At 42.6% G+C, this 7740-nt stretch carries 8 protein-coding genes; 5 read left to right on the forward strand and 3 right to left on the reverse strand.

The genetic code is table 11. From position 1 onward, the window contains the following. The first annotated feature begins 158 nt into the window (after window positions 1-158). Window positions 159-821 (forward strand): hypothetical protein, encoded by a 663-nt coding sequence (locus tag RM811_RS04575; protein ID WP_402521215.1) that lies wholly within the window; start codon window positions 159-161, stop codon window positions 819-821. A 365-nt stretch (window positions 822-1186) separates the two neighbouring features. Next, window positions 1187-2098, forward strand: a complete 912-nt coding sequence (locus tag RM811_RS04580; protein ID WP_402521217.1) for a hypothetical protein — start codon at window positions 1187-1189, stop codon at window positions 2096-2098. 750 nt (window positions 2099-2848) lie between these two features. Here the strand turns inward: RM811_RS04580 and RM811_RS04585 are convergent. Then, window positions 2849-3022, reverse strand: a complete 174-nt coding sequence (locus RM811_RS04585; protein ID WP_402521219.1) for a hypothetical protein — start codon at window positions 3020-3022, stop codon at window positions 2849-2851. 194 nt (window positions 3023-3216) lie between these two features. Here RM811_RS04585 and RM811_RS04590 point away from each other — a divergent pair, with 194 nt between their 5' ends. The 3 genes from RM811_RS04590 to RM811_RS04600 all read left to right on the forward strand — a co-directional run bounded on the left by RM811_RS04590 (window position 3217) and on the right by RM811_RS04600 (window position 5409). Continuing rightward, window positions 3217-4152 (forward strand): hypothetical protein, encoded by a 936-nt coding sequence (locus RM811_RS04590; protein ID WP_402521222.1) that lies wholly within the window; start codon window positions 3217-3219, stop codon window positions 4150-4152. Between the two features lie 262 nt (window positions 4153-4414). Then, a complete protein-coding gene (locus tag RM811_RS04595; RefSeq protein WP_402521224.1) occupies window positions 4415-4744 on the forward strand; it encodes a hypothetical protein in 330 nt (109 codons plus the stop codon). A gap of 170 nt (window positions 4745-4914) precedes the next feature. After that, window positions 4915-5409, forward strand: coding sequence for a 1-acyl-sn-glycerol-3-phosphate acyltransferase (locus RM811_RS04600; protein ID WP_402521227.1), 495 nt, complete (start codon window positions 4915-4917; stop codon window positions 5407-5409). Here RM811_RS04600 and RM811_RS04605 read toward each other — a convergent pair. Continuing rightward, window positions 5404-7119 carry a WD40 repeat domain-containing protein gene (locus RM811_RS04605; RefSeq protein WP_402521230.1) on the reverse strand — a complete coding sequence of 572 codons (1716 nt, stop codon included), beginning with the start codon at window positions 7117-7119 and terminating at the stop codon, window positions 5404-5406. The genes RM811_RS04600 and RM811_RS04605 overlap by 6 nt on opposite strands. A 404-nt stretch (window positions 7120-7523) precedes the next feature. After that, a partial coding sequence (locus tag RM811_RS04610; RefSeq protein WP_402521232.1) for a hypothetical protein occupies window positions 7524-7740 on the reverse strand: 217 nt, incomplete at its 5' end.

Genomic DNA, 7740 nt, shown 5'->3' on the forward strand with positions numbered 1-7740 from the left:
CTATCCGTTAGTTATTCATCCAAAAGCTGGATTTACCCTCAAGAGTATTGTCTGCATCACTTGGATTCAGGGATGGTTAATACTGATGATGATTGATTTGTCAGTTTTTATAGCCAATCAGGTTTTATTGGATTTTAAGATTATGGCTGTCCTATTTCTTGTTAAGATTATGGCTGTCCTATTTCTTTATTTCTTTCTTATTTCTTGGCTGCAAACTGCTCCGGCCAGGGACGGCCGGCTCCATCAGCGGGTACGGTGTCCGTGGTTTTGACAGGCCTTGCAGCAAACAGGGTGGGGCAGGGACAGCGGGTGGGCGTTTTGTGGTGTGCAGTGGAGCCGTTATGCAGTCTGCCGGGCTGGGACTTGGAAAGGAGAAATGGCGGAAATTTAGAGCCGCTTGGAAAGTGGTAAACGAGCACCCTTACCTGAAAAACCTACCACTCTCTTATGTGGCAGTAAATGATCTAGCAACCGAAGCTAAAAAGCTGGAAATCGAGTTCCCTTCGGATCTTCAGAAATATAAGGATTTCAGGGCTCAAGCCCAACAGCTCAAGGATGCGGAGAAACAGCAGAAAACAGCCAACCTTCAGGCCGAAATTGCCCGATTGAAAGCAAAAGTGCAGGAGCAGGATAAACAGATCGCTGGATTGCAGGGCGAGAATCGAATTTTGATTGAAAATAACAAGGAAATAACGGGAAAACTGGAGCAGGCAATGGTTCAGGCAGGGGTAAGGAAAAAAGCGCTTAAAACGCCTGAAAACGAGACTGATACCAGTATGACCAGATGGCAGCACTTTATGGCAATTTTTTTATGGAAATAACGTCATGCTATGACGTTATTTCCATAACCTAATCAAATAGTTATTGGGGTTATGCGCCCATTTCCTCGAAAAGTTCATTTATGTAAAAAAACGGCAGAATCAAAACTCTTAACATGTGATACCGCCACAATTGGTTTGACAGCAGGTATCACAAATCCTGTTTCGATACATTCTGATACTCAAAGTCTCACAATCGACTTTTGATTTACTCCAGAATGCCTTAAACCGCATATTTTATGGGTGAGTGAACCTTTCGGGGAAATGGGCACAAACCCCCAACATCTTCGACGCCAAGAGAAAACACCTCAAAAAAGAACTTATGACGGATCAAACTGTCAAAAAATAAATAAATAAAGGATATAATTATGTACGAAACAGCATCTACATCTACAGACTCTAAATCCGCAATTAAAAGTTATAATGAGTCTACCCCCTCTACTAAAAGAGAAGCCTCAAAAACTGGCCGCTTTAGCGTAGAAAAAACAACTAGGCATGAAACAAATCTACGACAGTTTGAAACAAATCACTTTAAAACGGTAGGCTGTGTTCCGATTCTTCAAAGAACCCCTTCAGAGTTATCAAAAATAAAATGTAATATTTTGCCAGAGAAAGAAGTTGATTTTCTGGTTTTTGATTCTGTCCACTTACACCCTGTTTCAGTTGGAAACGATACTGTAACCTTTTGGGATTGGGATGGTGATTTCTATGATGATTCAGCAAAACCATCATGTACGTTTTTTAAAGAAAACCAAATTGCTGACTTATTTCACGGATGCACAGAAGAAAAGTCAGATTATCGGAAAGCCTGCGAAGAGAGAATAATTGCTCTTCTTACTTACGGCATAAATATTTTTGACGGCTGCACTACACCAACGTGTATGGAAACTGCCCTTTTTTATATTGCCCATGGTATTGTTGTAAAAGACAATAAGGGCGGGAATTTTACTGACCTGCTTACTTACAATTTAAAAGAAGCGAATATAAAGAAAATCAAATTTGATAGAGACAGTTTTGACATAAAAAACCTCGAATGGGGTGATGTTATTATGATTTTCGGTGATGATCGTCATCACTTTATGTTCTACATAGGAAATGAGTTAGCTATTAACAAATTCGGCCAAATGAACTCTGGGCAGTTATTTATTGGAAGTGTTCCTGAAATAATAAAAAAATGTGACCATGAAGATTATACAGTCGCAGTTATAAGAGGAGAAAATTTCACCCTGTCGATAGAAAGCCCACAGACCCAGATAGAGGCACCTGCCCTGATGGACTGAGACAACGACTACCAAATAGATCTACTGAAGAGAACGAGGACATCCATAAATCCAGGGTGAAAACTTAATTAAAACGTTGGTCGAATCTATGCGGATAGTAAATTTATGGATGTCCTGTTCCTTTCGCTGTTCCTTTCGTAAATTTATGGATGTCCTGTTCCTTTTCCTGCTTTGTGGATGTCCTGTTCCTTCCTTTGTTCCTTCCTTTGTGGATGTCCTGTTCCTTTCTCTGTTCCTTTCTGTTCCTTTCTCCTGTTCCTTCCTTTGTGGATGTCCTGTTCCTTTCCTGTTCCTTTCTTCGACCCAATCGAAACCAACATCAGGCACCTAAATGCTGCCTATCTTCTGCCGATTTATCTCGGCGCACTGGATGTCCTATTCCTCTCTATCATCCAGCTCAACCGTATCTGATATTTTCCCCATCCAGGTTTAGTATCTATTGATATTGGTCATGTATATTTGCGAAAGAATACAAAGTTATGGCCTGGTAAAACGAGCAGATCATATAGGCAGGGCGGAAGCTTCAGGGTTACTTTCGTCCCATTTAGTCTGTTTTTAAGAAGAGTTAGTCTTAGGGATGTTATCTTGACATAACAAAAGCGAGCTAATACCCGGGGTTTTCGCTTCATTCTCGTCATTAACTGAACTATCGTCCATCTGACGCTTTCGCCCTGATCATAAGTAGGTGGAAGTTTGCTTTCGTCTAAATTGACTGTACGTATAGTCAAATTTTATTTGATAAACCGATCATCACCATTGATACCAAGGCGTAGAGGCATTATCGCTACTTTTAAAAAAGAGGGCGTTGTTTGCATTCCAATATTTACCACCAGAAAATTCGTGAATATCATCAGCTGCTGATGCTTTGATTATAAAAAGATTGGAACTTATTCCTTGACTAGTGGTCAAAATATTTGATAGCAAACTATCACCTACTTATAGGTTAGTATCACTAACTGTAGTGTTATTAACACTTGTAGCTGAAATTATTTATTATACGTAAAGTTTACCTCTCTTTTCGTTTGATTGGAGTCAAGCGGTAAAGCCTAACACAAGTGCTTTTACTGAATATCTATCACCTGAATTCAAATCGTATTTTTTAAATGGAGTGACATACTATGGCATATCCCAGCCCTATTACTGGACAAGCTGCCGATAGCCAGTATCCAGTTCATGTCTCTACTTGTGATACAGCGTCCGGCGTAACCAAAATAGATGTACCTTCAAAAATCGCTGATCATGGCGGTGAGCATTCCGATAGCAAAACATTGTCAGAATTCGAGATGGCTGCCACTACCGACACAGCGACTTCTCATTCACCGAATTTAGTTTCTGACATAGATTTTCCAGACAACAACTCAAGCGACGAAAAAGATTCTCATATTTGTTATTCAGGCTATGGATCGCTCTATGAAGAAAGATCCTCTGACGAATCAGATTCAGAAGAACACCATGATGCATTAATGAAACAATGGTTACTAGATCAAAAAACCAGACAACACACTGACAGGAATGAAGAAACAGCAAGCCCTGTTACGGTAAACAAAGAGCCGTTACCAAGGAAAAGTACCGAACCAAATTCGCTCGATGAAAAACCCATTTACTTATTACCTGAAAATTCAAAAACACATAAAAAACTTTTCAATATTATAAAATCAAGTAAAAATAGGGACGCATTTTTCAGTAACAATCTAAAACTTAATGCTGAACTAGCTAATAACGAGGATGGTTTCATTGGATATCTAGAGCATATTGGCGTTTTTTCTTGTTCACAATCTGGATGCGGGTTTCTGTCGAATTTTATTTCAAGAATTGAAGCTCATGGTTATTTTTATAATGAGCTAATGAAGAAAAATATCTCCCCTGCTTTTTATAAAGAAACCGAGTTCACTGCAGAAAAGCAACCATTGATTCATAAGTACAGCAATCTAAACCAAATACCACTTGTCTGGCAGGTTCAAAGTGACTTTAAAGAAGAGTTAGGTGGTGCTTTCGATAAAAGTATTAATCATCACTATGAAATATACGTTCTGGGAAAACTCAGCAGTTCCTGATTATTATACGTCAATTCTCGTTAAAGTTGGCATGAAATAATTTTTACCCCCTTGAATTCAAGTTTATAGAAATTAAAAAGTAGTCCATATAGCGATTACCCAGAAGAAAGTCAGCTGGATACGGACATCAGTCAATTCTTTGATCAAATTGATCACGGCTGGCTGATGAGATTTCTGCAACATTATGAGAACGAGGACATCCATAAATCCAGGGTGAAAACTTAATTAAAACGTTGGTCGAATCTATGCGGATAGTAAATTTATGGATGTCCTGTTCCTTTGCTGTTCCTTTGGCTGTTCCCTGTCGGGTAAAAATACAGAATCAACCGATCCGCTAGCAGCACCATCGCCACAAATCATGCACTCCGTAGAGCAAGACGCAACAATGGCGTACCGGGACAAAGAAAGATCCGGTGCAGCCCACAATCTGCAATCCTATGTACACGTTCTTGGGCAAAGAGAGACTTCTCCCATTGAGGAATACTTACCTGAAAAACCACCAGAATCCCCATCCGATGTGCTGAATGTCATTGATCAGATTGATGGTAAAGACAAGTTAAAATCTTACTCGTTGTATGAAGTATCCCAATGAAAGCGTTTTTTCCGTGAAAGAAAATTACCTCGGAGACACGGAGAAAAGATTATTATTAAAGGTTTTTCTCTGTGCCGCCGTGTCTCCGTGGCAAAAAAACAGGGAAGTTATTTCGTGACTAATCCTTAGATCGTGCTAGACACCCTTCGACACCGCTCAGGATCAAGTATGTGATCATCGTCGCTCACCATACGTCAAACTGGGACTTCGTGGTTGGCGTTGCGGTCAAGCTTATCACCAGGATACGGGTTCGTTTTTTTGCCAAACACTCGCTGTTTTTCTGGCCCCTGGGAGTATTGATGCGCAGGCTTGGAGGCATTCCCATCGAGCGGGACAAGTCGATTAACCGGGTTGACCAGGCCATAGACAAGATGAAAAACAGCGATCATTTTGTCCTGGTCATCGCACCGGAAGGCACCCGCTCGAAAGTGCAACGCTGGAAAACCGGTTTTTATCATATTGCCAGGGGAGCGAATGCTCCTGTTGTGCCCATTTCCTTCGATTTCCGGGATAAAAAGGTCATTATTGGCATCCCCATGACTATGGAAGGAAATATCCCTGAGGATTTCCATAAAATGCATGACTTCTTCCTCACCCACCCGGGAAAACATCCGGAACGGGGATGCAACGGCCCGTTTGAAACTCCGGGTATCTACCGTTCATAATGCCTGATCAGTGCGGCCTGACCTGGTTACTGGCTGAGTGATGCTTCTTGTTTGTATCCAGCACTCACGATCATGACAATCCCTGAGTCCTGATCTTGAGACCGTCACCAGGCTATGGCCGTCGGGACTATGGCTGATCAGGTTTACATCTCCCTTGCGTATAATGGAGGTTTTCAGTTCCCAGTGACTTGCCGGTTTAGAACTCAATTTCCTGGCCCATACCTCCACTTCTTTATAATTCGCTATTACACAGACTCCTCGCAATGGACTGCACTCCAGGGATTTCAGCTTCGGACTACAGGGGAATGAATGCTCACGCTTCCACCAACCACCATTTTCCCTAAAAAACATGGCAGTTCGCTGATTTTGCGAATGGGCTACCAGCTCACAACCGTCACTGCCAAAGCTTAATGAGGTAATCAGACAGCCAGTATTCATGGTATATACCTCCTTCTGTTCCCAGTTCTCCCGGTCATCACGGCAATTAATCTGGAAGGAAGTGCCATAAGCTATCGCTAGTCTGCTACCATCGGGGCTGAAACGAATTACCGAAACCGAATCAGCAAGGCTTAATTCGGTCTTGCGATTCCAGCTATCGCTCTTATCAAGCCCCATGATCCAGACACTATTACCAAAACCTAACACCAAGGTGGTTAAATCAGGGCTGAAAACAGCACGATGCGGCAAACACTGATCATCACCGGACTGGATTTCCTGAACCCTGTCACCCTGCTTGTCAAAGTCCTTTATCGTAACAGTGTTACCAGCCACTATCCCCAAGCTGCGAGAATCAGGCACAAAACCAATCGCCAGCACGGGATTCTTAAATGAATATTCCTTCTGTTTATCCCAGCACCCCTCCTTATCAGGCCTGATGATGTGCAGGGTTTTATCAAATCCCATGACCAGGCATGAACTATCGGAACTGAAGCGAAATATGCCCTCTGAATCAGGATAGCCGCAGCCACAATACAAATCCTGGTAATCCTGACCATGCCTACCACTATCAAGTCTTTTAATATTTACTTGCTCACCACAGACAATCAGCAGTTTATTGCCATCAGGGCTAAAACAGGCGGTTTTAATGCGACCAGGGTAGGAAGCTATCAACTTTCTTACCGGAAAAATAAGTCCCTCTTTTTTCTTATGAGAGACGCACCCGGGAGTTGTCCTTAAACGAGTCAAACTTTTTAAACCCGGTCTCCAGTCATCCTGAGCGGATGCCGGGGATGTCTGCAACGATGCGTCAGTTCGGAGTTCCCGCCACCCTTCAACAGGTGCAGGATAAACAGAGTTTCGAGGCTCAGAAGCGGGCATGTTATTTACGGACAACTCCTGACGAGCCTTCTGGTTATCGCCAGGCTGACCCCCGGCTATATTTCCCTGCCTGACACTTCCTGTACTCCTGCCCCAAACAGGTATCTTGGCACTTAAATGACCCACACCCAACGGATCAACACGCCTGCTCTGATGGGGGGAGCCGTACAATATGCAGCCTGGTCCAGCCTCAATCTGACCGGACCACGGGGCTACATAACCATGACCAAACTGAATTGGGGAAATGCGCCGATAGCCTGCCCAGTTTGCTAAACCCTGTAGCGGATCTATTTGATATTGTCCGTCTTGTGGTGGGTAATAGTATGTTTGTGGATGTGACGGGTTGTAGTATGTTTGTGAAAATAGGGAGCCAAAAAAGTTATTGTTATCCATAATGCAGTTACTCACACTTTGCGGGAACATATCTATTTATAAAAGACCATCAATCAAGGATATAGTTCTAAACAAACAGGTTATTCTGGAAAGTTTCTTTATGGTTACCAAAATCGTCGTAAAGCCTCGCCTTTAGGGCTGTCTCTTACCCACAAATACCCAAGATGGTCGGAAATATCATTTCCTGAGCATTTACCTGCTCTGGAGCCCCTGAAAACACTGGGGTATGAATTTTGGCCTGAAATATAAACGACATGTACAAACTAACTTGCAACCCTTGGCTACCAAAGGTTGCAGGACTTGTGGGTAAGAGACAGCCTTTAGGGCGGGGAGTGTCAGAACGCTAATATAGTTAGTGCTCCCCACCGGTAATGACAGGCACTTTTTATTTGCGCACGTGTTCGTTAAAGTGATATCAGGATAAAAACAAGAGTGGAATGCCCATGCCCCTGGTACAATTCATCACCCATGATGGCAATCAATTGCCGGTGCCGTTTTTTTGCGGATTGTTTTTTGCAGCTGAGGGTTTGTGTCGGGGCCCGCATTCGCTCGATCCAACCTATGTCACTGTTATTTTGCCAACGAAGCACCATTATCGGATATCTACGTAATATTGGGTGA

The organism is Endozoicomonas sp., from assembly GCF_031844845.1.
GTDB lineage: Bacteria > Pseudomonadota > Gammaproteobacteria > Pseudomonadales > Endozoicomonadaceae > Endozoicomonas.

Excerpts from the sequence above, each read along its gene's own strand:
- RM811_RS04580 (WP_402521217.1), top strand. The coding sequence starts at position 1,187 with ATGTACGAAACAGCATCTACATCTACAGACTCTAAATCCGCAATTAAA.
- RM811_RS04590 (WP_402521222.1), top strand. The coding sequence starts at position 3,217 with ATGGCATATCCCAGCCCTATTACTGGACAAGCTGCCGATAGCCAGTAT.
- RM811_RS04595 (WP_402521224.1), top strand. The coding sequence starts at position 4,415 with ATGGATGTCCTGTTCCTTTGCTGTTCCTTTGGCTGTTCCCTGTCGGGT.
- RM811_RS04605 (WP_402521230.1), bottom strand. The coding sequence starts at position 7,119 with ATGGATAACAATAACTTTTTTGGCTCCCTATTTTCACAAACATACTAC.